Consider the following 22,973-nt stretch of genomic DNA (forward strand, 5'->3'; position numbering starts at 1 on the left):
CCACGACCTCCGTCACGAGGAGTTCCGATGTCCGCCCTCACCCGAGTCCGCATGGCGTACGCCCGCATCGAGGCCGTGGACCGCCCCGAGATCTGGATCGACCTGCGCCCCCGGGCGGAGGCCGAACGCGAGGCCCGATCCGTGGACGAGCGGGCCGCCGCCGGAGAGCACCTCCCGCTCGCCGGCCGGCTCCTCGCCGTGAAGGGCAACATCGACGTGGCCGGCCTGCCCACCACCGCCGGCTGCCCGGCCTACGCCTACACCCCGGAGGCAGACGCCCCCGCGGTCGCCCGCCTCCGCGCGGCCGGAGCCGTCGTGCTCGGCACCACCAACATGGACCAGTTCGCCACCGGCCTGGTCGGCACCCGCTCGCCGTACGGCGCCGTCCGGGGCGCCCTGGCCCCGGAGAGGATCAGCGGCGGCTCCAGCTCGGGATCGGCCGTGGCGGTGGCCCTCGGCATCGTCGACCTGGCGCTCGGCACGGACACCGCAGGCTCGGGCCGCGTGCCCGCCGCGTTCAACGGCATCGTCGGCCTCAAGCCCACCCGCGGCCTGGTGCCGACCACCGGCGTCGTCCCGGCCTGCGCCTCCCTGGACTGCGTGACCGTGTTCGCCCGCACCCTCCCGGAGGCCGAACAGGCCCTCGCCCGCCTCGCGACCCCCTCCGGACGCGAGCTGCCGCCCCTGGCGCAGCGCGCGCCCGGCCCGTGGCGCGTCGCCGTCCCGCCGACGGCACAACTCGGCGCACTGGACGAGGGCTGGGCGGAGGCCTACGAGGCGGCGGTGCGCGCGCTCGTCGCGGCGGGGGCGGAGGTGCGCGCGCTCGACCTCGCCCCGTTCACCGAGGCCGCCGCGATGCTCTACGAGGGCGCTTTCGTCGCCGAGCGCTACACGGCGGTGGGGGGCTTTGTCGACAAGCAGATCTCCGAGGGGGCTGCCGGGCTCGACCCGACCGTCGCCGGGATCATCACCCGCGCGCGGGACATCCCGGCCCACCGGCTCTACGCGGACCAGGAGCGGCTGGCGTCCCTGCGTGCCCGGGCCCTCGCGGAACTGGCCGACGCCGACGCGCTGCTCCTGCCGACGGCGCCCGGCCATCCCACGCTCGCCGAGGTCGCCGCCGACCCGCTGGGCGCCAACGCCCGGCTGGGCCGCTTCACCAACTCGACGAACCTGTTCGACCTGGCGGCGGTCGCCGTCCCGGCCGGGCGGACAGCGGCGGGACATCCCTTCGGGGTGATGCTGATCGGCCCGGCGTTCACCGACGAACGGCTCGCGGGGATCGCCCGCCTCCTGGAACCGGAGACCCGCCTCGCCGTGGTGGGGGCGCATCTGTCCGGCCTGCCGCTGAACCCCCAGTTGCTCGCTCTGGGCGCCCGCCTCGAACGGACGACGACGACCGCCGCCGTGTACCGTCTGCACGCCCTGGCGACCAGTCCGCCGAAGCCGGGGCTCGTCCACGTCGGCGCGGGCGGCGGCGCCGTCGAGGCCGAGGTGTGGAGCCTGCCCGCCGAGGGCCTCGGGCGCCTGCTGGCGGCGCTCCCCCGCCCGATGACCCTGGGCAGCGTCGAACTCGCCGACGGCACCCACGTGCCCGGCTTCCTCTGCGAACCCGGCGCGCTGGAGGACGCCCCCGACATCACGCGGTACGGCGGCTGGCGCGCGTACCTCGACGACCGGCGGCCCTGCTGATCGCACCCCGCCGGAGCCGGGAACGGCCTGTGACGACCGGCCACGGACACACCGCGGTACGGACACGGGTGCGGGCACGAGTGCGGGGTGCGGGCACGAGTGCGGGGTGCGGGCACGAGTGCGGGGTGCGGGCACGAGTGCGGGGTGCGGGCACGAGTGCGGGGTGCGGGCACGGCTGCGGGCCGCCGCCGGCCGGGGCTCGGGCCCCGGATCCGGCGACGGCCCTGCCGTCGTCGTCGGTCAGCCGACCGAGGAGTAGGCCACGACCCCGCGCAGCAGGGCCTCGACCGCCTTGCGGGCGTTCTTCGCGACCGTCGACCTCTCGCCGCCCGAGACGGGCGCGGCCGCCGCGATCTGGCCGAGGACGTCGATGACCTGCTTGCACCAGCGCACGAAGTCACCGGCGGGCATCTCGGCCTCACGCAGCACCTCGTCCAGGCCCTTGCCGGACGCCCACTCATGGGCGGCCCAGGCGAAGCCGAGGTCCGGCTCGCGCTGGCCCACGCCCTCCGCCTGGTTGATCCCGAAGTCCTCCTCCAGCGCGTCCAGCCGGCCCCAGATGCGCACCATCTCGCCGAGCGCGGCCTTGGCCTTGCCGGACGGCACCTTCGGCGCCATCGCGTCGTCCGCGACCCGCGACTCGTACACCAACGCCGAGACGCAGGCGGCCAGTTCGGCCGGGGAGAGCCCGTCCCAGACACCGGCGCGCAGGCATTCGCTCGCCAGCAGGTCGAGTTCGCCGTACAGCCGGGCGAGCCGCTTGCCGTGCTCGGTGACCTCGTCGGCCCGCAGATAGTCCAGCTCGGTGAGCAGGGCCACGATCCGGTCGAAGGTCCGGGCGATGGTGTTCGTCCGGCCCTCGATGCGGCGTTCGAGCTGCGAGGTGTCCCGCTGGAGCCGGTGGTACCGCTCGGCCCAACGGGCGTGGTCCTCGCGGTCGTTGCAGCCGTGGCAGGGGTGCGCGCGGATCGCCGTGCGCAGCCTGGCGATCTCACGGTCGTCGGCCGCCTCGGAGCGCCTCTTGCGGTGCCGGTCCGGCACGATGTGCCCGGCCTTCGTGCGCAGGGCGGAGGCGAGGTCTCTACGGGACTGCGGCGAACGGGCGTTGAAGGACTTCGGGATCCGCATCCGGTCGAGCGCCTCGACCGGCACCGGGAAGTCCATCGAGGCCAGCCGCTTCACCTGGCGCTCGGCGGTGAGCACCAGCGGACGCGGCCCGTCGTGCTGCTCGAAGCCGCGGTGGCCGTTGGAGCGGCCGGCGGGCAGCCCGGGGTCCAGCACCAGCGCCAGTCCCGCGTACTTGCCGGTCGGCACGTGGATGACGTCACCCGGCTTCAGCTTCTCCAGGGCGACGGCCGCCTCGGCACGGCGCTCCGACATCCCCTGCCGGGCCAACTCGGTCTCGCGGTCCTTCAGTTCGCGGCGCAGCGCCATGTACGCGTCGAAGTCACCGAGATGGCAGGTCATCGACTCCTTGTAGCCTTCGAGACCCTCCTCGTTGCGCTGCACCTGCCGGGAGATCCCGACGACCGACTTGTCGGCCTGGAACTGCGCGAACGACGTCTCCAGCAGCTCGCGCGAGCGGTGCCGGCCGAACTGCTCGACCAGGTTCACGGCCATGTTGTACGACGGCTTGAAGCTGGAGCGCAGCGGATAGGTGCGGGTGCCCGCGAGTCCCGCGAGATGCTCGGGGCTGAAGCCGCGCTGCCACAGCACGACCGCATGGCCCTCGATGTCGATGCCGCGGCGGCCGGCACGGCCGGTGAGCTGGGTGTACTCGCCGGGTGTGATGTCGGCGTGCTGCTCGCCGTTCCACTTGACGAGCTTTTCCAGCACCACCGAGCGGGCCGGCATGTTGATGCCCAGCGCGAGGGTCTCGGTCGCGAAGACCGCCTTGACGAGGCCGCGGACGAACAGTTCCTCGACGACCTCCTTGAAGGTGGGCAGCATGCCCGCGTGGTGGGCCGCGATGCCGCGCTCCAGGCCCTCCAGCCATTCGAAGTAGCCGAGGACGTGCAGGTCCTCGTCCGGGATGGAGGCGGTGCGCTCCTCGACGAGTTCACGCACCCGTGCCCGCGCCGCGTCGTCGTTCAGCCGCAGCCCCGCGTACAGGCACTGCTGCACGGCGGCCTCGCAGGCCGCGCGGCTGAAGATGAACGTGATGGCGGGCAGCAGCCCTTCGGCGTCGAGCCGCTCGATGACCTCGGGCCGGCCCGGCGTCCAGATCCGCGAGCGCTGTCTGCGCTCACGCTCCCGGTCGGCCTCGCGCATCGCGCGGCCGCGTCTGCGGTCCTGGTACGAGGGACGGCTCGCCTCCATGCGCGCCATGCGCGTGAGGTCGGGGTTGACGGCCTTGCGCTGGCCCTCGCCCTCCTCGAAGAGGTCGTACATCCGCCGTCCGGCCAGCACGTGCTGGAACAGCGGGACGGGCCGGTGCTCGGAGACGATCACCTGGGTGTCGCCGCGCACGGTGTCCAGCCAGTCGCCGAACTCCTCGGCGTTCGAGACGGTCGCCGAGAGCGACACCAGGGTCACCGACTCGGGGAGGTGGATGATCACTTCCTCCCAGACGGCGCCGCGGAAGCGGTCGGAGAGGTAGTGCACCTCGTCCATCACCACGTAGCCGAGTCCGAGGAGGGTCTGTGAGCCCGCGTACAGCATGTTCCGCAGGACCTCGGTGGTCATGACGACCACCGGTGCCTCGGAGTTGACGCTGTTGTCTCCGGTGAGGAGGCCGACCTTGTCCGCGCCGTACCGGCGGCACAGGTCGGCGTACTTCTGGTTGGAGAGCGCCTTGATCGGTGTGGTGTAGAAACACTTCTTGCCCTGCTGGAGGGCGAGGTGGACGGCGAACTCGCCGACGATCGTCTTGCCCGAGCCGGTGGGCGCGGCCACCAGCACGCCCTTGCCCGCTTCGAGGGCCTTGCAGGCCTCGATCTGGAAGGGGTCGAGGCCGAAGTCGTACATCTCGCGGAAGGAGGCGAGCGCGGTGGCCTGCTCGGCAGCGCGCCTGCGTGCTGCCGCGTACCGCTCGGCCGGTGAGAGGTCCTCTGTCATCGTGCTTTCGAGACTACCGGGAGGCACTGACACAAGGACGATCATTATCCCGATAAGCGGCTGTGAAACCCCGGATCCCCGCAGCTCAGGGAAGTGCGACGCGCACGGCGGCCCGTACGCACTCCGCCGTGAGCGGCAGCGGGCCCAGCGGCTCCCCGTCCGCGTAGCCGGTGACGCCCTCGGCGAGGAGTTCCACCTTGGCCGCCCGCAGCACGCTCACCACGGGATGTCCGACGTGAGTGCCCCGGTAGACCCGGGGGAAGATCTTGAGCAGGGTCGAGCGGGAGCAGTCCCCGACCACCGTGATGTCGAACAGTCCGTCGCCGAGGCTCGCGCCGGGACAGATCCTCATGCCGCCGCCGTACGACGGTCCGTTGCCGACGGCCACCAGCGTCGCCTCGGTCTCCAGCGTCTCGCCGCCGTCGAGGGTGACGCGGTACGGGACGGGCCGGAAGGCGGCCAGTTCGGCGACCATGGCGACGTCGTACTTGAAGCGGCCCACGGGCAGGCGCATCCGGTTCCCGCGGTCGTTGACCCGGGAGTCGAACCCGGAGGCGAGGACGGTGCCGAACCATGTGCCGTTCACCCGGCCCAGGTCGACCTCGCGCAGCCTCTCCCCCTTCAGCGCCTCGGCGATCATGCGTCCCGCGGCCGCCGGGTCGCCCACGGGCAGGCCGAGGGCCCGCGCGAAGTCGTTGCCGGTGCCGGCGGCGACCAGCCCGAAGGGGGTACGGGTCCCGGCGACGGCCTGGAGCACCAGGTTCGCCATGCCGTCCCCGCCGACCGCGACGAGGGCGCCGGTGCCGCCGGCGACCGCCTCGCGCGCCCGTGCGAGGGCGTCGGCCGGATCCTCGCCCTGGACGGTCTCGACGGAGAATCCCGCGGCACGCAAAGCGGAAGCGGCCGGCAGCGCCGCTCGGGCGCCCCGGCCGCGGCCCGCGGTGGGGTTGACTATGAGGGTGATCTCGCTGGTCACAGGGTGACCCTACGAGGTCACGGGCTCCGTCAGGTCACGTCGTCATAACCGTTGACCCGGTCCGTGGTCGCCTGCTCCGGAAGGCTCCGGCGGGCCGACACGCTCTCGACGTCGCCGATGTCCTCAGGGGTGAGGTCGAGGTCGGACGCCTCGTCGTCGGCGGGCCCGGACTCGTCGCGCCGGCGCTTGCGCCGGTCGTTGAGCAGGGAGAAGAGAACCGCGCCGAAGTACAGGATCCAGATCGGCCCGGCGAGCGCGAGCATCGTCAGCGGGTCGGTGCTGGGGGTGGCGACGGCGGCGAAGACCGTGATGCCGATGATCATGCCGCGCCACCAGCCGAGCATGCGCGTACCGGTGAGGATGCCCGTGAGGTTGAGCATCACCAGCAGCAGGGGCAGCTCGAAGGAGAGACCGAACACGACCACCATGCGCGTGACCAGGTCGAGCAGGTCGTCCAGCGGCAGGAGGTTGTTCACGCCGTCCGGCGTGAACTCCATCAGGACCTTCGCCGTGGTGGGAAGCACCTTGTAGGCGAAGAACGCGCCACCGAGGAACAGCGGGACGCCGGTGCCGACGAACGCGTACGCGTACTTCTTCTCGCTCCTGTGCAGACCCGGGGCGACGAACGCCCAGAGCTGGTAGAGCCAGACCGGCGAGGCGAGCACGACGCCCGCCATCAGGGAGACCTTCAGCGCCAGGGTGAACGGGGCGAGCAGACCGTTGATGGTGATCTGCGCGCACTGGTGGTTCTTGGGCTGCTTCGCCAGCTCGGCGAACGTCTCCGGGCACCCGACGGAGTCGAGGACCGGCTTGGTGAAGAAGTTGATGATGTCGTTGTAGTAGAAGGCCGCGACGATCGTCACGAGGACGATGGCCAGCACCGCCTTCGCGAGCCGGTTGCGAAGCTCGCGAAGATGGTCCCCGAGGGGCATGCGCCCCTCGGGGTCCTTCTCCGTGTTGCGGGCAGACGTGAGCAACCCACATCCTCATCTCATGCGGCGGGCCGGATGTCACCGGCCCTGCGTCAGCGCTGGGTCGTGTCCGTCGGCTCGTTGACCGGGCGCGAGCTGGTCACGTCGCCGGGGGCCGCCTGGATGGTGCGCTGCGCGGGGGTCTGCTCGTCACCGGCGGGCTGACCGGCCGGGGCGGCCGGGCCGCTGCCCTCTTCCTTCATCGCCTTCGCCTCGCTCTTGAGGATCCGGGCGGACTTGCCGAGGGAGCGCGCCATGTCCGGAAGCTTCTTCGCGCCGAACAGCAGGATGATGACGACGAGGATGAGAATGATCTCGGGAGCTCCGAGCCTTCCGAACATAAGTCTTTACCTTCTCACCGAGGCTGCATGGTCGGGGTGCTGGCCGATCGATCGGACATGTGTCCGATCATCGTGATGTCAGCGATCGTAACGCTCAGGGGTGAACGCGGGGCAATCCCTGTGCGTACTCCCAGTTCGCGGCCCGCGCCTCATTCTCCGGGCCGCGCCCATGAGCGTACCTGGCCCCCGCACCAAGTCGACAGGCCAGCGTGACGCATTACGCATCCATGGAACGACTCATACCGTATCCATGGAGCGCACCGCCCCCGCCGCGGCCTTTTCCAGGTCCTCGGAGGCGGTGCTGATACGGCGCGCGGAATCGGCCACCTGGCGGCCCAGACGCTCCGTTTCCAGGAAGACACGGACGGCGAGGACCCCGAGAACCGTGATTCCCAGGAAACCCGCGGCGATCGCAAACATCGGCCAGAACATGACGTCGACCCTAGAGGGTGGAGTGCAGCCGCAGCGTGCGGACCCCGCCCCCGGTGAGCAGTTCGACGATGCGTTCCCCCGCGGGCTTGCGGACGGCCGACCCGCACGCGGGGCAGGTGAACGAGTAGAACGTCGTACGGCTGCTGGCGCCGATGGCCAGGCGCAGGGCACCGGGCGTGAGCTCGAAACCGGCCCGGCAGTCGGGGCAGGCGGCCTTGAACATGACCTCGACGACCCGGCGCATCCCGGCGAAGGCCGTCCCCACCGACATCTCCGCCACACCCGGGACGGACCCGGCACGCCCCGGACCGCCCGCGGCCGACCCGGCGCGCCCCGTCACGCCCGCCCGCCGCACGGAACCCGGCTTCTCCGGGCCACCCGGCCTTCCCTGCGCACCAGACCCCGACGTCCTCAAAGTCCCTGCTCCCGCCCCTCGTACGGACTGTCCTGGACTCCGGGCCCGTCGTACGCGGCGAGCGCCTCGCGGGCCGCGCCGCGCGCGCTGTCGGCGAGAGCCTGCGGCGAGACGATCCGGCCGTCACCGCCGAGACGCAGGGCCAGCCGCCGCAGCGAGGCGGGGTCGGGAGTCCGCAAGGTGATACGCAGCCCGCCGTCCGGCAGCTCATCCGCGCTGTCGTGCGGGTAGTACTCGGCGACCCAGCGCCCGCCGGGGCCCACCTCGACGACGACCTCGGGATCCTCGGCCGCGGGCTGCACGAGCCCCTCGGACAGGTCCCGCAGCTCGATCTCGGGCGGCGCGGACGGCTCGTCCAGGATGCGGATCTCGGCGACCCGGTCGAGCCGGAAGGTACGGCGCGCCTCGGAGCGGCGGCACCACGCCTCCACATAGGTGTGACCGACGCTGACCAGGCGGATCGGGTCGATCTCGCGTTCGCTGAGCTCGTCCCGCGAGGGCGAGTAGTAGCGGATCCACAGCCGGCGCCGTTCGGAGATCGCCCGGTCCACGTCGGCGAAGACGCCGCCCTCGGACTCGAAGGTCACCGACAGCCGGGAGCTGGCACCGGCCGCCTCGCCCGAGGCGGCCTCCACCTTGGCGGTGGCCCGCAGCAGCGCCTGCCGGTCGCCCTCACGCAGGCCGGGCAGGGTGGACACCGCGCGGGCGGCGACCAGCAGCGCGGTCGCCTCGTCGGCGGCGATCCGCAGCGGCTCGGCGATGTCGTCCGGGTTGTGCCACCAGATCCGGTCGCCGTCGGTGTCGATGTCGAGCAGATCCCCGCCGCGGAAACTGGTCCCGCACAGCGGCAGCACGTCGAGGTCGGAGATCAGCTCGTCCTCGGTGATCCCGAAGGCCCGGGCCACATCACTGACGTGGGCGCCGGGGCGCTCGCGCAGATACGTCACCAGGGACAGCATCCGCCGGGTCTGGTCGATCGCGTTCGTGGGCCTGGCCGGTTTTCCTGCCACTTTCTTACTTTTCCCCTCAGCCCTTGGCCACGGCGCGCAGCCGGTCGACCACATCGGCCCGCAGTTCGGCGGGCTCCACGACCACCACGTCCGGCCCGAACTCCACGAGCAAGGCGTCCAGGCCGTGCCCGTACGGAATCTCCAACTCGTCCCAGCCGTCGCCCAGTTCCCGTACCGAGACGGCCTTGGCGCGCAGCGGGTAGCCCGCGCCGGAACGCAGCCGGATCAGCGCGGAGCGGTCGGTGATCTCCCCCGCCCAGCCGGCCACCGTCTCGCGGACGGTCACCACGTCGGGGACCTCGGCGGTGTACTTGCCCGCACGGGCGCGGACCTTGCCGGTGATCCGGGAGAGCCGGAAGACGCGTTCGGCGCCGCGGTCGCGGTCCCAGCCGGCGAGATACCAGTGTCCGCGCCAGCACTCCAGGGCCCAGGGCTCGACGTGCCGGGTCCCGGGCTGCGCGGCGTTGGCCTTGCGGTAGTCGAAGACGACCGGGCGGCGGTCGCGGCAGGCGAGCATCAGCGGCTCGAAGGCCGCCTCGTGGACGGGGATGTGCGGTTCGAGGGCGCCGTGGGACCCGTACGGGTCCACGTCCTCGGGCAGACCCGCGGCGCGCAGCTTCTGGAGCGCCCCGCTCGCGGCTCCGGCGAGGCGGGCCTGCTGCCAGACCTTGGCGGCCAGACCGAGGGCGGCGGCCTCCTCGGCGTCGAGGGTGATCGGCGGCAGGCGGTTGCTGTCGCGGCGGGCGAGGTAGCCGACCTCGCCGTCGAGGTTCTCCACCGTCTCGATGACCAGGCCGAGTTCGCGCAGATCGTCCTTGTCCCGCTCGAACATCCGGTTGAAGCTGTCGTCCGAGCCGGCCTCCAGATAGGCCTCGATGGACTCGCGGAGTTCCCGCTTGCTGAGCGGCCGCCGCGTCCCGAGCAGACACAGTGCGAGGTTCATCAGCCGCTCGGCCTTGGCAATGGCCATCGACGCCCTTCCTATGGTGCTTCCGACCGATGACCGTACCGCTCCACAGGGGCGCGGCAAAAGCCGAGGGCCCATGCCCGGACGGGCATGGGCCCCAGATGATCCGATCAGGATCGGATCCGATCCGCCGTGATCAGACCGCGATCAGGTCGACCACGAAGATCAGCGTCTCGCCCGGCTTGATCGCCGGGGTCGGGCTCTGGTCGCCGTAGGCGAGGTGGGCGGGGATGGTCAGCCGGCGGCGGCCGCCGACCTTCATGCCCTGCACACCCTTGTCCCAGCCCTTGATGACACGGCCGCCGCCGAGCGGGAAGCGGAACGGCTCGCCCCGGTTCCAGCTCGCGTCGAACTCCTCACCCGTGCTGAACGACACACCCACGTAGTGCACCGTGACGTTCTGACCCGACTTGGCCTCGGGGCCGTCGCCCTCCCAGATGTCCTTGATCTCAAGGTCCGCCGGCGGCTCGCCCTCGGGGAAATCGATCTCGGGCTTCTCGATGCTCACGTCTTTGCTCCTGCTTTGTGTACGTAAGGACAACACGGACAGTCTTACATCCCCGGAGGGGTTACATCTTCGCCAGGATGTCGACCGAGAAGACGAGCGTGGAGTCCTTCTTGATACCGCTGCCGGCCGGCGGGTTGTCGCCGTAGCCCAGAGCCGGCGGAATCACGATGAGGACGCGGCTGCCCACCTTCTTGCCCGTCAGCCCCTGCGCCCAGCCCTTGACGACCTGCTGCAGCGAGAACGACGTGAGCTGACCACGCTTGTACGTCGAGTCGAACTCCTTGCCGCTGTCCCACAGCACCCCCTCGTACTGCACCAGGACACTGCTGTCGGCCTTGACCTCGTCGCCGTCGCCCTCGATCACGTAGTTCGCCACGAGCTTCGTCGGGGCGTCCTTCTTCGGCACCGTGATCTTGGGAGCCGAGCCGTCCGTGTTCGTGCCGACCGTCGGCAGCGAGGCGTCCTTCTGCGGCACGTTCTTGCCCTTGGCGGAGCTCTTCGAGTTGAACGTGTCCTCGATGTCCACCACGAACACCAGCGTGTCCGTGCCCTTGATACCCGCCTGCGCGTTGCCCTCCGAGCCGTAACCCCAGGTCGGCGGCACCGCCATCTCGACACGACTGCCGGTCTTCTTGCCGACCAGGCCATAGCGCCAGCCGTCGATGATCCCGCCCTGCGCCAGCTGGATGACCAGCGGCGTCCCCCGGTCGTAGGAGTTGTCGAAGACCTTCGCCGTGGCCCAGATCTGACCCAGGTAATTGGCCTGGATGTAGTCGTTCTCCGCGACCGTCTTCCCGTTGCCCGCGATCACCGTCCTGACCGCGAGATCCTTCGACGGCTCCCCCGTGCCCTTGGCCACGGTCGGCTTCTCACCGAACTTCGTACCGGCCGTGATCGCCGGCAGCGGACCGTCGACGATCTTCGGCGGGGGCGGCGCGGACGCCGCCGCGGACGCCGAGGGCGACGGGCTGTTGCTGGACTTCGCCGTGTCTGACTTGCCGTCGTCACCGCATCCGGCGAGCGTGACCAGTCCAGCGGGTACGGAGAGGAGGAGTGAGCGTCGGCGCACGGTGGGAGCCTCGTATCGGTCGATCTTGGTGGATGGCGTGCGCGCAACTCTACGACGTGAGCAGGGCGCCGTACGGAAAACGTACGGCGCCCCGCGTTGCGTTCCGCGTCACCCACGGAACTCCCGGCTCACATTCCGGCGATGAGCTTCTCCACCCGATCGTCCACCGAACGGAACGGGTCCTTGCACAACACCGTGCGCTGCGCCTGATCGTTCAGCTTCAGATGCACCCAGTCGACGGTGAAGTCCCGCCGCTGCTCCTGCGCCCGGCGGATGAAGTCACCACGCAGCCGCGCCCGAGTGGTCTGCGGAGGCACCGACTTGCCCTCGAAGATCTTCAAGTCGTTGCAGATCCGCGCGGCTTGCCCCTTCCGCTCCAGCAGGTAGTAGAGCCCACGACGCCGGTGGATGTCGTGGTAGGCGAGGTCTATCTGAGCGACCCGCGGATGCGACATCGTCATGTTGTGCTTGGCCCGGTACCGCTCGATGAGCTGGTACTTCATCACCCAGTCGATCTCGGTGCCGATCCTGTCGAGGTCCTCGGCCTCGATCGAGTCGAGCACACGGCCCCACAGCTCCAGCACCTGGTCGACGGTTCCCGTACGGATACCGCGGCGCTCGACGAAGTCCACGGCCTTCTCGTAGTACTCGCGCTGCACCTCCAGCGCGGAGGCCTCACGACCACTGGCCAGACGCACCTTCCGGCGGCCCGTGATGTCGTGGCTGACCTCGCGGATCGCCCGGATGGGGTTCTCCAGCGTGAGGTCACGCATGACGGTGCCCGCCTCGATCATGCGCAGGACGAGGTCGGTGGCACCGACCTTCAGCAGCATGGTCGTCTCGGACATGTTCGAGTCGCCGACGATGACGTGCAGCCGACGGTAACGCTCGGCGTCCGCGTGCGGCTCGTCACGCGTGTTGATGATGGGCCGGGACCGCGTCGTCGCGGAACTGACGCCCTCCCAGATGTGCTCGGCCCGCTGGCTGACGCAGTACACGGCACCACGCGGCGTCTGCAGCACCTTGCCCGCACCGCACAGCAGCTGCCTCGTGACGAGGAACGGGATCAGGATGTCCGCGAGGCGCGAGAACTCCCCGTGCCGGGCCACCAGATAGTTCTCGTGGCATCCGTAGGAGTTGCCCGCCGAGTCGGTGTTGTTCTTGAACAGATAGACGTCGCCCGCGATCCCTTCCTCGTGCAGGCGCCGTTCGGCATCCACCAGGAGACCTTCGAGAATGCGCTCGCCGGCCTTGTCGTGGGTGACGAGTTCCGTCACGTTGTCACATTCGGGTGTCGCGTATTCCGGATGTGACCCCACGTCGAGATAAAGGCGGGCACCGTTCCGCAGAAAGACATTGCTGCTGCGGCCCCATGACACGACACGGCGGAAGAGGTACCGCGCCACCTCGTCGGGAGACAGTCGACGCTGTCCCCTGAACGTACACGTGACGCCGTACTCGTTCTCCAGCCCGAAAATGCGGCGGTCCATGACTGAACATTACGCCCGATCCCCTGAGCTGAAACGGGGTTCGACGGCTCGGTTTGGATCATTTTCCGATGAAGCCGCAACAACCCCGCCCCTCCCGGTAGCTGCGAGGACCCCGCCCGTGGCCAGCAGAACCACCAACGCGGCGGCACCCGCAACCCCCGGAACCGCGAAACCCCGGGCCGCCCCGCCCCACTCCACGACCGGCCCCGCCAGGCCCGTACCCACCGACGCGCCCACGGTGAACGTCGTCACAAGCCACGAGAAAGCCTCGGTGACCGTACCGGTCGGCGCGTGCCGGTCCACCAGCACGAAGGCACACGCGATGCTCGGCGCCAGGAACACCCCCGCGAGCGTCATCAGCGCCGTCATCGCGACCGGGCCGGGCACCAGCACCAGCGGGACGTAACACACCGCCAGAAGCGCGACCAGCACCCGCAGTCGCCGCTCCGGCGCCCCGCCCCACCGCCGCGCGCCGTAGACCACACCACCGAGCAGCGCGCCGAGACCGATGCCCGCCATCAGCCACCCGTACACCGTGTCCCCACCGTGCGCGTCCGCGTACGACACCGCCGCGACAGTGATCGAACCCAGCGCCATCCCGATGAACAGGAACGCCCCCAGAAGCGCCAGCAGCCCCGGTGAGCGCAGGGCACCGAGCCAGTGCGCCTCACGCGGAGCCGAACGCCACGCGCGCGAAGGCGGCGAGAGGACCACGGAGAGGGCCCCCAGGACACCGACGACGGCGAGGATCAGCAGGGCGGCCTCCGCCGACCAGAGCGCGACGCACAACGTCACCAGCAACGGCCCGACGGTGAACATCACTTCCTGCGCCACCGCGTCCATCGCGTACGCCGTGTGCACCTGCTCCTCCTCGCGCAGCACCGAGGGCCAGAGCGCCCGCAGGCCGCCCTCCAGCGGAGGCGTGAACAGCCCGGCCATGGCCATCGCGGCGCACGCGAGCGCCACCGGCTCCGTCCCGGCCACGGCGAAGACACCCATGCCGAGGGCCGAGACCACCGCCGCCGGCAATTGCACCCGCGGCTGGCCGTGCAGATCCACGAGCCGGCCGAGCAGCGGCTGCCCCACCGCGTTGGCCACCCCGTACACGGCCGCGAGCGCGCCCGCCAGGCTGTACGTGCCGCCCTCGGCCCGCACGAACAGCACGACGGCGATGGCCGCGGTCGCGTTCGGCAACCGCCCCACCAGCGTCCCCACCAGCAGCCTGGCGGCGTGCCTCGCCCTGAGGATCTCCAGGTATCCCGCAGCCATGGCATGCCCTTCTCGATAGCGCGCGACGTTCAAGTGTTACGTATAACGTCTGCCTCCATACGTACCATGTGCGCTGACCGCGAGTCCAGACGAAGGAGCAGGCCCACGGTGGCAAGAGGTAGCACGCGTCCCACCAGCCGGGACGTCGCCGAGGCCGCCGGCGTCTCCCAGGCAGCCGTCTCCCTCGTCCTCGGCGACAAATGGCGCGGCCGCGTCTCCCCCGCCACCGCCGAACGCGTCCGCGACGCCGCACAGGAACTCGGCTACCGCCCCAACCTGGCCGCCCGCAACCTCCGCCTAGGCCGCACCCGCACCGTCCTGCTCGTCGTCCCCGCACTCACCACCGAATTCTTCGCCGGCGTCTACACCGGCGCCGCCCGCGTCGCCGCCCAGCACGGCTTCGGAGTCGTCCTCTACCCCTCCCCCGAAGGCATCGGCCCCGCCCGCGACCCCTTCGGCTCCGCCCAGGCCGCCCTCGACGGCGTCATCGCCTCCTCCATGGCCGCCGACGCCCTCACCGCCATCCGCGGCGACCAGCTCCCCCTCGTCATGCTCGACAGCGACCCCGCAGGCAGCCAGGGCGCCGCCACCGTCAACCTCGACATCGCCGACGGCGTACGCCAGGTCACCGACCACCTCCTCACCCTCGGCCACCGCCGCTTCCTGCACCTCGCCGCCGACATCCCCTCCTGGACCTTCGAGGTCCGCGCCCGCGAACTCGCCGCCCGCCTCGTCGAAGTCCCCGGAACCAGCCTCCGCGTCGCCCCCGCCCCCATCTCCTTCGAAGACGCCCTCGCCGCCGCCCACAGCGCCCTCACCGCACCGGGACCCCGCCCCACCGCCGTCATCTGCGACGACGACAAACTCGCCGCCGGCGCCTACAAGGCCGCCCGCCGCCTCGGCCTGCGCATCCCCGACGACATCTCCATCACCGGACTCGACGACCTCGCCCTCGCCCGCGCCCTCGACCCCGAACTCACCACGGTCCGCCTCGACGCCGAACGATTCGGCGAACAGGGCATGAAAGCCCTCCTCGCCGTCCTGGACGGCCGCACACCCCCCGAGGAAGACATCCCCGTCGAACTCGTCGTACGCGGCTCCACAGCCCCTCCAGGCACCTGACACCCGCCACCCACCGCCAGGACCCGGACACACGGAAGGGGCCGCACCGGTCTGCACCGGAGCGGCCCCTTCCGTACGAGCACCCGCCGAGCGGGTGCGCGGTCCAGCCGAAACCTCACTCGTCGTCGTCGGCGTCCTCGGCCTCCGTCGCGGTCTCCGCGCCCCCGACCTCCAGCAACCGGGACAACTGACGACCGACGATCCGCTTGAACTTCCTCTTCTGCGGCCGCGTCCGGTCCAGCACCGCGACCTCCAGCCGCTCCGCCGGAATCTCCCGCTCACCGCCGTTCGGCTCCCGGGACAACGACTGAACGGCCAGCTTCAGCGCCTCGGCCAGCGACATGCCGTCCCGGTGCTGCGTGTCCAGATAGGTACTGATCTGCTCCGCGTTGCCACCGACGGCCACCGAACCGTGCTCGTCCACGATCGAACCGTCATGCGGCAGCCGGTAGATCTGGTCACCGTCCGGCGTCTCGCCGACCTCCGCGACCACCAGCTCCACCTCGTACGGCTTCTCCGCCGCCGACGAGAAGATCGTGCCCAGCGTCTGGGCGTACACGTTGGCCAGACCACGAGCCGTCACGTCGTCACGGTCGTACGTGTAGCCACGCAGGTCGGCGTACCGCACACCGCCGATCCGCAGATTCTCGTACTCGTTGTACTTACCGGCGGCCGCGAAGCCGATCCGGTCATAGATCTCGCTGAACTTGTGCAGCGCACGGGACGGGTTCTCGCCGACGAACACGATGCCGTCGGCATACTGCAGCACGACCAGGCTGCGGCCACGCGCGATGCCCTTGCGGGCGTACTCCGCCCGGTCGGCCATCGCCTGCTGGGGTGAGACATAGAACGGCGTCGACACCGGCTATCCGTCCCTTTCTGTCGAAGTCACTGGATCACCTGGAAGAGAGACGGGCGTTCAGTACAGCGCGGCACGCGGGCCGTCGGGCTGCTGGAGCCGCGCCTCCAGGATCACGCGCGCGATCTCGGAGGACTCCTCGTCCGTGAGCCGGCGGAAACCGCTCTCGGTGATCACGGTGACGATCGGGTAGATCCGGCGCGCGACATCGGGACCACCGGTCGCCGAGTCGTCGTCGGCAGCGTCGTAGAGGGCCTGGATCACCAGCGTGGTGGCCTGGTCCTCCGTCAGATCCTTGGAGTACAGCTTCTTCATGGCGCCGCGCGCGAAGAGCGAGCCGGAGCCCGTGGCCGCGTAGCCGTGCTCCTCGGAACGGCCGCCGGTGACGTCGTAGGAGAAGATGCGGCCCCTGCCGCGGTCCACGTCGTAGCCCGCGAAGAGCGGCACCACGGCGAGACCCTGCATGGCCATGCCGAGGTTGGAACGGATCATCGTGGACAGGCGGTTCGCCTTGCCCTCCAGGGAGAGCTGCGCGCCCTCCACCTTCTCGAAGTGCTCCAGCTCGAGCTGGAACAGCTTCACCATCTCCACGGCCAGGCCCGCCGTGCCGGCGATGCCCACCGCCGAGTACTCGTCGGCCGGGAACACCTTCTCGATGTCGCGCTGGGCGATGATGTTCCCCATCGTGGCCCGCCGGTCACCGGCGAGGACGACTCCGCCCGGGAACGTGACGGCGACGATCGTCGTGCCGTGCGGGGCCTCGATCACGCCCTGCACGGGCGGCAGTTGCCGCTTGCCCGGGAGCATCTCCGGCTGGTGCTCGGACAGGAAGTCCATGAAGGACGACGACCCGGGCGTCAGGAAGGCAGCCGGTAGACGCCCGGTGCTACGAGTGTTGGCTTCCACGCGTTTCCCTCCAGGTAGGCGGCAGCCCGACGAACAGCGTCGGGATCGTCTCCCAACTTGCCGATGGCCGAATTGCAGTTGAAGCACAGTACGCCACGGACACTACCCGTCTTGTGGCAGTGATCCACATGAACCGCAGGAGCTTTCAAGCAGATCACGCAGAGCCCCTTTTGAGAGGCGACCATCGCATCGCGCTGGGCCTCGGTGAGGCCATGGTGGCGTTCGGAACCTCGTAGGGCCCGTGGCCGCCCCACAGGGGCCGACAACATGTCGCCGGCCGGCCCGCGGCTCATGACTGGCCACCCCGTTGTTGGCGAAGGCTGCGTGCGGCCTGCTCTCGCACACCGCACGCGGCACTTCACACTTTTTTCATTCTCAACTCGAGAGCCTCAGCAGCCTTCGTTTCGAAGGTTACTCGCCACCCTTTTGAACGAAACTTCGAACGAAGTCCTCGGCATTTTCCTCGAGTACATCGTCAATTTCGTCAAGAACCGAGTCGACGTCGTCGCTCAGCTTTTCCTGGCGTTCCTTGAGGTCGTCGGTTGCCTGCGCGTCCTGCGACTGTTCCTCGACCTCCTCGGTGGAACGCGTCGCCTTCTGCTGTCCGCCGCCGGTGTCCTTGGTCGCCATAACCCTCACCCCGCTCGGTTCGACGTTCTTGATCAGACCCTACAAGCAGGGTCCGACATCGGCCCCGCAGTTGCCACAACGTACGGGGACCACCTCGATGATTCCCGTAACGCCGGGTATTCCACCCTGTCCGGCCCGTGCCGTCCGGGCGGAAGCTCAGTTGCCCGAAAGGACCCTGACCAGGTCCTCCGCCGTCCGACAGCGGTCCAGGAGCTCCTTGACGTGATTACGCGTTCCGCGAAGCGGCTCCAGGGTTGGGACGCGCTGGAGCGAGTCCCGTCCGGGCAGGTCGAAGATCACCGAGTCCCAGGAGGCCGCGGCCACGTCGTCCGCGTACTGCTCCAGGCAGCGCCCGCGGAAGTAGGCGCGGGTGTCCTCGGGCGGTGTCGTACGGGCCCGCTCGACCTCGCTCTCGTCCAGAAGGCGCTTGATCTTGCCGCGGGCCGCGAGACGGTTGTAGAGGCCCTTCTCGGCCCGTACGTCGGCGTACTGGAGGTCGACCAGGTGCAGCCGGGCGGCGTCCCAGTCGAGGCCGTCACGGCGCCGGTAGCCCTCCATGAGTTCCCGCTTGGCGACCCAGTCGAGCTCCCCGGAGAGGCTCATCGGGTCGTTCTCCAGGCGGTTCAGGGTGTCCTCCCAGCGCAGGAGGACGTCCTTGGTCTGTTCGTCGGCGTCCGCCCCGAAGCGCTCCTCCACGTATTTGCGGGAGAGCTCGAAGTACTCCATCTGCAGTTGCACCGCGGTGAGTGTGCGGCCGCTGCGGAGCGTGACCAGTCGCTTGAGGGTGGGGTCGTGGGAGACCTGGTGGAGGGTGCGTACGGGCTGGTCCACGGCCAGGTCGACGGCGATGAAGCCGTCCTCGATCATGGAGAGGACGAGGGCTGTCGTGCCCAGCTTGAGGTAGGTCGAGATCTCGGAGAGGTTGGCGTCCCCGATGATCACGTGCAGCCGGCGGTACTTCTCGGCGTCAGCGTGCGGTTCGTCGCGGGTGTTGATGATGGGGCGCTTGAGGGTGGTCTCGAGGCCGACCTCGACCTCGAAGTAGTCGGCGCGCTGACTGAGCTGGAAGCCGTGCTCGTGCCCGTCCTGGCCGATGCCGACGCGGCCCGCTCCGGTGACGACCTGGCGTGAGACGAAGAACGGCGTGAGGTGGCGCACGACGTCCGAGAAGGGGGTCTCCCGCTTCATCAGGTAGTTCTCGTGCGTGCCGTAGGAGGCGCCCTTGTTGTCGGTGTTGTTCTTGTAGAGGTGGATCGGCTGGGCGCCGGGGAGCTGGGCGGCGCGTTCCGCGGCCTCGGCCATGATGCGCTCGCCGGCCTTGTCCCACAGGACGGCGTCCCGCGGGTTGGTGACTTCGGGGGAGCTGTATTCCGGGTGGGCGTGGTCGACGTACAGCCGTGCACCGTTGGTGAGGATGACATTGGCCAGGCCGATGTCCTCGTCGGTGAGCTGGCTGGAGTCGGCGGCCTCCCGGGCGAGGTCGAAGCCTCGCGCGTCCCGCAGCGGGTTCTCCTCCTCGAAGTCCCAGCGGGCGCGGCGCGCCCGGTGCATCGCCGCCGCGTAGGCGTTGACGATCTGGGACGAGGTGAGCATGGCATTGGCGTTGGGGTGACCGGGGACGGAGATCCCGTACTCCGTCTCGATGCCCATTACTCGCCGTACGGTCATGCGGCCCTCCTTGCCCGGCAGCGCCCTCGGTCGGGGGCGCTGCTCAAGTACCGCTGGCGCTCCGGTGCGTGTGCGGTGCCCGTCCCCGCACTGCGCGACTCGGCGGTACGAAAGAGCCTAGAACGCCACTGCGCTGGTGGGGAGATCATTTGCGTCATTGCTGTGTTACGGCCGTGACCGGAAAAGGAGGCGGCTGCGGATACCCCGTGAAGGGCACCCGCAGCCGCCCTGTCTTTTACAGGTATTGACCGGTGTTGGCCACCGTGTCGATGGAGCGTCCGGTGTCCGCGCCCTGCTTTCCGGTGATGAGCGTACGGATATAGACGATCCGTTCGCCCTTCTTTCCGGAGATGCGGGCCCAGTCGTCGGGGTTGGTGGTGTTCGGGAGGTCCTCGTTCTCCTTGAACTCGTCCACGCATGCCTGGAGGAGGTGGGAGACCCGGAGGCCCTTCTGGCTGTGTTCCAGGAAGTCCTTGATGGCCATCTTCTTGGCGCGGCCGACGATGTTCTCGATCATGGCGCCGGAATTGAAGTCCTTGAAGTAAAGGACTTCCTTGTCGCCGTTGGCGTAGGTGACCTCCAGGAAGCGGTTCTCCTCGGACTCGGCGTACATCTGCTCCACGGCTGTCTGGATCATGCCGTGGACGGTTGCCGCCCTGTCGCCGCCGTGCTCTCCGACGTCCTCGGAGTGCAGGGGGAGTCGTTCGGTGAGGTACTTCTGGAAGATGTCCTTGGCCGCTTCGGCGTCCGGGCGTTCGATCTTGATCTTCACGTCGAGCCGGCCGGGCCGCAGAATGGCGGGGTCGATCATGTCCTCGCGGTTGGAGGCGCCGATGACGACCACGTTCTGCAGGCCTTCGACACCGTCGATCTCGGCGAGGAGCTGCGGGACGATGGTGTTCTCCACGTCCGAGCTGACGCCGGATCCGCGGGTGCGGAAGAGGGACTCCATCTCGTCGAAGAAGACGATGACGGGGGTGCCCTCGCTGGCCTTCTCCCGGGCACGCTGGAAGACGAGACGGATCTGCCGCTCGGTCTCGCCGACGTACTTGTTCAGGAGCTCGGGGCCCTTGATGTTGAGGAAGAAGCTCTTGCCGGTGGCCTGGCCGGTCACTTCGGCGACCTTCTTGGCCAGTGAGTTGGCCACGGCCTTGGCGATGAGCGTCTTTCCGCATCCGGGGGGTCCGTAGAGCAGGACTCCCTTCGGGGGCCGCAGTTCGTGTTCCTTGAAGAGGTCGGGGTAGAGGTAGGGGAGCTCGACCGCGTCGCGGATCATCTCGATCTGGCCGCCCAGACCGCCGATCTGCTCGTAGCCGATGTCCGGGACCTCTTCGAGGACGAGTTCCTCGACCTCGCTCTTGGGAACGATTTCGTAGACGTAGCCGGAACGGGGTTCGAGGAGCAGGGCGTCTCCGGGGCGGATGTTGACGTCCAGGAGTGGTTCGGCGAGCCGGACCACCCGTTCCTCGTCTGTGTGCCCCTGGACGAGGGCGCGCTCGCCGTCCTCCAGGATCTCCTTGAGGGTGACGATGTCGCCGACGCTCTCGTATTCCATGGCCTCGACCACGTTGAGGGCTTCGTTGAGCATCACTTCCTGGCCGCGCCTGAGCTCGTCGAGCTCGACGCTGGGGCTGACGTTCACCCGGAGCTTGCGGCCCCCGGTGAAGATGTCGGCCGTGCCGTCCTCGTTCGCCGTGAGGAAGACACCGAAGCCGGCCGGCGGCTGCGCGAGCCGGTCGACCTCCTCCTTGAGGGCCACGATCTGGTCGCGGGCCTCACGGAGTGTGTTCGCCAGTCGTTCGTTCTGTGCGGACACGCCTGCCAGGTTGGTCTGCAACTCGACGATCCGCTCTTCGAGAATCCTCGTGTGTCGCGGAGAGTCGGCGAGCTTGCGTCGCAGGACGGCGATCTCCTGCTCAAGGTAGGCAATCTGCCCGGCGGGGTCATCGGACCCTCGTCCCGGGCGGATGCCGCGGTTCATGTCGTCGTCGTGGGCTGCCACGGTCCTCACCTCCTCCAAGGGGAGCTGGACGCTTCCAGACCCTACCTGGGTGGGTGTCGATTGAAACCCCTAGATCACAAAGACTGTCGGGGTGTGTCCGATCTTCACCCTTGCGCTCTCCCTCACGCCAGGGGAATACCCACCGAACATGATTGGGAAGCGGGCGGAGGTAGGGTCGAAGTGTTCAACACCCGTCAGAGCTGGCCCGATTCCCCAGTCTTCGGTTCGCTCGACGCAGAAAACGGCAGGAGAAATGACCGTGCAGCAGGAGGCCGGAGTCGACGGCGAGGCGCTTGAGGTCTGGATCGACCAGGATCTCTGTACCGGCGACGGGATCTGTGTCCAGTACGCGCCCGAGGTCTTTGAGCTGGACATTGACGGCCTGGCCTATGTGAAGAGCGGCGAGGACGAGCTCCTCCAGGCCGTGGGGGCCACAACGCCCGTGCCCCTGCCGCTTCTGCGCGATGTGGTGGACTCGGCGAAGGAGTGTCCGGGCGACTGCATCCATGTCCGTCGCGTTTCGGACAAGGTCGAGGTCTTCGGACCTGACGCGGAGTGACCTCGCGGGCACCCCGCGTCGTCATGTGACCGACACCACACACCCTCCGCGCCGCGGAGGGTGTCCTCTTTTGTTCGGGTCTCGCGCCGGGGGCGCGCTCAGGTGCCGCGCGCTTCGGACGGTGTGGAACGGATGAACGCGCCGTTCTTCCACTGCCACTTGGCGTTCTCTCTGAGGTCCGGGCAGCAACTCGGTACGTCGGCCGAGGAGTAGCCGAGGAGCGTGGCGGTGACGGCTCCGTCGCGCACCGCGAAGTCCGTGACGCTGAGACGGTCCTTGGGATCGATGAGGGTCGCGACGACCCTGGGTTCCTTGGCTCCGTCGGCCTGGGTGAGGACGTAGACGCCGCTGGGCGGGGTGCCGGAGCCCGCGTCGCAGCGGACGACGGCGACCGTCTCGGGGTGGCCGTCGCCGTCCAGGTCTCCGGAGGCCTTCTTCTCGACGAGGGCCTTGACGGGGCCGCAGACGATCGGGAAGTCGACGCCGGTGGGGTCCGGGGCTGCCGCGGGGGCCGCCGCCGGTTTGGGGTCGGCGCCGGGCTGGGCCGCCCTCGCCGGATCCGGCTGGACGAGGGAGGACAGGGCCACGACTCCGGCGATGGCGGTGGCCGTGGCGACCCACTGGATGGGGCTGGCCTGCGTATGTGCCAGTTCCGGGACAACGGATTGCTGCACTAGGGGTGTCTCCCGCGAGGGCTGTGCCGGTGGGGTGGGTGTCCCGCATGGTGCCACACGTCACAGCCTGGTGGAACGGCGGGGTCCGGACTTCTGAAGAGTTCCGGCGCGGTTTCCGGCGGGGCCCCCGCACAGCCCCGACACGGCCCCGGGCGGGCCTCCGGAGGTCCCACGGCGGAGCCCCGGCCGGGCCTCGGGAAACCTCCACTGCGCAGGCCCGCGCGGACCTCCGGAAACCCCGTGGCACAGCCTCGGCCGGGCCTCCCGAAATCCCGCCGCGGAGCCCCTGTCGGGCCCCCGGAAGTCCACAGCGCGCGACCCCGCGCGGACTGGCGGCGGGCCCGGCACGACCTCGG

Annotated in this window: 21 protein-coding genes and 1 pseudogene; 3 read left to right on the forward strand and 19 right to left on the reverse strand. The window is 69.6% G+C overall.

Annotated features, from left to right (window positions below; translation table 11 throughout):
• The first annotated feature begins 27 nt into the window (after positions 1-27).
• On the forward strand, positions 28-1,692 hold the full coding sequence (gene atzF, locus ACIQ7M_RS26345) for an allophanate hydrolase (protein WP_403648667.1): 1,665 nt from the start codon (positions 28-30) through the stop codon (positions 1,690-1,692).
• 240 nt (positions 1,693-1,932) lie between these two features.
• Here atzF and ACIQ7M_RS26350 read toward each other — a convergent pair whose 3' ends face one another.
• The 12 genes from ACIQ7M_RS26350 to ACIQ7M_RS26405 form a co-directional block, all read right to left on the reverse strand.
• Positions 1,933-4,794, reverse strand: a complete 2,862-nt coding sequence (locus ACIQ7M_RS26350) for a DEAD/DEAH box helicase (RefSeq protein ID WP_403648670.1) — start codon at positions 4,792-4,794, stop codon at positions 1,933-1,935.
• A gap of 40 nt (positions 4,795-4,834) precedes the next feature.
• Positions 4,835-5,725, reverse strand: a complete 891-nt coding sequence (locus tag ACIQ7M_RS26355) for a diacylglycerol kinase (protein WP_355775127.1) — start codon at positions 5,723-5,725, stop codon at positions 4,835-4,837.
• A 29-nt stretch (positions 5,726-5,754) separates the two neighbouring features.
• Positions 5,755-6,702, reverse strand: coding sequence for a twin-arginine translocase subunit TatC (gene tatC, locus ACIQ7M_RS26360; RefSeq protein WP_403648674.1), 948 nt, complete (start codon positions 6,700-6,702; stop codon positions 5,755-5,757).
• A 47-nt stretch (positions 6,703-6,749) separates the two neighbouring features.
• Entirely contained in the window at positions 6,750-7,037 is a 288-nt protein-coding gene (gene tatA / locus ACIQ7M_RS26365) for a Sec-independent protein translocase subunit TatA (RefSeq protein WP_355775133.1), read from the reverse strand.
• 237 nt (positions 7,038-7,274) lie between these two features.
• Positions 7,275-7,469, reverse strand: coding sequence for a hypothetical protein (locus ACIQ7M_RS26370; RefSeq protein WP_355775135.1), 195 nt, complete (start codon positions 7,467-7,469; stop codon positions 7,275-7,277).
• Positions 7,470-7,479: 10 nt separating this feature from the next.
• Complete coding sequence (locus tag ACIQ7M_RS26375; RefSeq protein ID WP_103553753.1) at positions 7,480-7,740, reverse strand: hypothetical protein; 261 nt, start codon at positions 7,738-7,740, stop codon at positions 7,480-7,482.
• Positions 7,741-7,880: 140 nt separating this feature from the next.
• Positions 7,881-8,894, reverse strand: coding sequence for a helix-turn-helix transcriptional regulator (locus tag ACIQ7M_RS26380; RefSeq protein ID WP_403648678.1), 1,014 nt, complete (start codon positions 8,892-8,894; stop codon positions 7,881-7,883).
• A gap of 16 nt (positions 8,895-8,910) precedes the next feature.
• Complete coding sequence (locus ACIQ7M_RS26385) at positions 8,911-9,864, reverse strand: helix-turn-helix transcriptional regulator (RefSeq protein ID WP_403648681.1); 954 nt, start codon at positions 9,862-9,864, stop codon at positions 8,911-8,913.
• A gap of 133 nt (positions 9,865-9,997) precedes the next feature.
• Entirely contained in the window at positions 9,998-10,369 is a 372-nt protein-coding gene (locus ACIQ7M_RS26390) for an FKBP-type peptidyl-prolyl cis-trans isomerase (RefSeq protein ID WP_355769323.1), read from the reverse strand.
• 61 nt (positions 10,370-10,430) lie between these two features.
• Positions 10,431-11,438 (reverse strand): FKBP-type peptidyl-prolyl cis-trans isomerase, encoded by a 1,008-nt coding sequence (locus ACIQ7M_RS26395; RefSeq protein WP_355769320.1) that lies wholly within the window; start codon positions 11,436-11,438, stop codon positions 10,431-10,433.
• Positions 11,439-11,566: 128 nt separating this feature from the next.
• Positions 11,567-12,928 carry a Pup--protein ligase gene (pafA, locus tag ACIQ7M_RS26400; protein WP_355769317.1) on the reverse strand — a complete coding sequence of 454 codons (1,362 nt, stop codon included), beginning with the start codon at positions 12,926-12,928 and terminating at the stop codon, positions 11,567-11,569.
• A 9-nt stretch (positions 12,929-12,937) separates the two neighbouring features.
• The gene (locus ACIQ7M_RS26405; RefSeq protein ID WP_403648686.1) at positions 12,938-14,197 is read right to left on the reverse strand and encodes an MFS transporter; all 1,260 of its coding nucleotides are present in this window, start codon (positions 14,195-14,197) and stop codon (positions 12,938-12,940) included.
• Between the two features lie 108 nt (positions 14,198-14,305).
• Here ACIQ7M_RS26405 and ACIQ7M_RS26410 point away from each other — a divergent pair, with 108 nt between their 5' ends.
• Complete coding sequence (locus ACIQ7M_RS26410; RefSeq protein WP_389848348.1) at positions 14,306-15,319, forward strand: LacI family DNA-binding transcriptional regulator; 1,014 nt, start codon at positions 14,306-14,308, stop codon at positions 15,317-15,319.
• A 115-nt stretch (positions 15,320-15,434) separates the two neighbouring features.
• Here the strand turns inward: ACIQ7M_RS26410 and prcA are convergent, their stop codons facing one another.
• From prcA to arc, 6 genes and pseudogenes are all read right to left on the reverse strand, one after another.
• The gene (prcA, locus tag ACIQ7M_RS26415; RefSeq protein ID WP_355769308.1) at positions 15,435-16,181 is read right to left on the reverse strand and encodes a proteasome subunit alpha; all 747 of its coding nucleotides are present in this window, start codon (positions 16,179-16,181) and stop codon (positions 15,435-15,437) included.
• 57 nt (positions 16,182-16,238) lie between these two features.
• On the reverse strand, positions 16,239-17,084 hold the full coding sequence (prcB, locus tag ACIQ7M_RS26420) for a proteasome subunit beta (protein WP_384801708.1): 846 nt from the start codon (positions 17,082-17,084) through the stop codon (positions 16,239-16,241).
• Positions 17,036-17,314: pseudogene (locus ACIQ7M_RS26425) on the reverse strand (endonuclease VII domain-containing protein); the annotation flags it as partial. The pseudogene ACIQ7M_RS26425 and the gene prcB, both read right to left, overlap by 49 nt.
• Positions 17,315-17,495: 181 nt before the next feature.
• Positions 17,496-17,714 carry a ubiquitin-like protein Pup gene (locus ACIQ7M_RS26430; protein ID WP_261702927.1) on the reverse strand — a complete coding sequence of 73 codons (219 nt, stop codon included), beginning with the start codon at positions 17,712-17,714 and terminating at the stop codon, positions 17,496-17,498.
• A gap of 156 nt (positions 17,715-17,870) precedes the next feature.
• On the reverse strand, positions 17,871-19,382 hold the full coding sequence (dop, locus tag ACIQ7M_RS26435) for a depupylase/deamidase Dop (RefSeq protein WP_403648692.1): 1,512 nt from the start codon (positions 19,380-19,382) through the stop codon (positions 17,871-17,873).
• A 235-nt stretch (positions 19,383-19,617) separates the two neighbouring features.
• Positions 19,618-21,384: a proteasome ATPase gene (arc, locus tag ACIQ7M_RS26440; protein ID WP_339128326.1), complete on the reverse strand. Its 1,767-nt coding sequence runs from the start codon at positions 21,382-21,384 to the stop codon at positions 19,618-19,620.
• A 253-nt stretch (positions 21,385-21,637) separates the two neighbouring features.
• On the opposite strand from arc, the gene ACIQ7M_RS26445 reads away from it, so the two are divergent.
• Positions 21,638-21,943 carry a ferredoxin gene (locus tag ACIQ7M_RS26445; RefSeq protein WP_355769296.1) on the forward strand — a complete coding sequence of 102 codons (306 nt, stop codon included), beginning with the start codon at positions 21,638-21,640 and terminating at the stop codon, positions 21,941-21,943.
• Between the two features lie 98 nt (positions 21,944-22,041).
• Here ACIQ7M_RS26445 and ACIQ7M_RS26450 read toward each other — a convergent pair whose 3' ends face one another.
• Entirely contained in the window at positions 22,042-22,617 is a 576-nt protein-coding gene (locus ACIQ7M_RS26450) for a hypothetical protein (RefSeq protein WP_403648697.1), read from the reverse strand.
• Between the last annotated feature and the right edge of the window lie 356 nt (positions 22,618-22,973).

The sequence above is a fragment of the Streptomyces sp. NPDC096324 genome, assembly GCF_044763015.1.
Taxonomy (GTDB): domain Bacteria; phylum Actinomycetota; class Actinomycetes; order Streptomycetales; family Streptomycetaceae; genus Streptomyces.